This is a genomic window from Amycolatopsis sp. SID8362 (genome assembly GCF_010550475.1).
GTDB classification, from domain to species: Bacteria; Actinomycetota; Actinomycetes; order Mycobacteriales; family Pseudonocardiaceae; genus Amycolatopsis; species Amycolatopsis eburnea.
This window is the reverse complement of sequence record NZ_JAAGNB010000292.1, coordinates 1-218: the sequence shown is the minus strand read 5'-3', so window position 1 is coordinate 218 and position 218 is coordinate 1. Positions and strand designations below refer to the sequence as shown.

The 218-nt window shown below is 77.5% G+C and carries 1 protein-coding gene; it reads right to left on the bottom strand.

Features of this window, described 5'->3' with window-relative positions:
• On the bottom strand, positions 1-218 hold a 218-nt coding region (locus tag G3I65_RS09185; RefSeq protein WP_345944076.1), incomplete at both ends, for an aminotransferase class I/II-fold pyridoxal phosphate-dependent enzyme.

Genomic DNA, 218 nt, shown 5'->3' with positions numbered 1-218 from the left:
GGTCGGTCGTCTGCTGCGCGCCGGCGGTGACGACGACCTGCGCCGCGCTCGCCCGGACGTCCCGCGACACCCCGGCGTGCCGCGCGATCTCCTCGCGCAACGCCGCCAGGCCCTGCGGGTCGCCGTAGGTCATCAGGTCGGCCTGGCCGGCGCGCAGCCGCTGCGTGACCAGCCGGCGCCAGGTGTCGAACGGGAACCGGGTCAGGTCCGGGACGCCG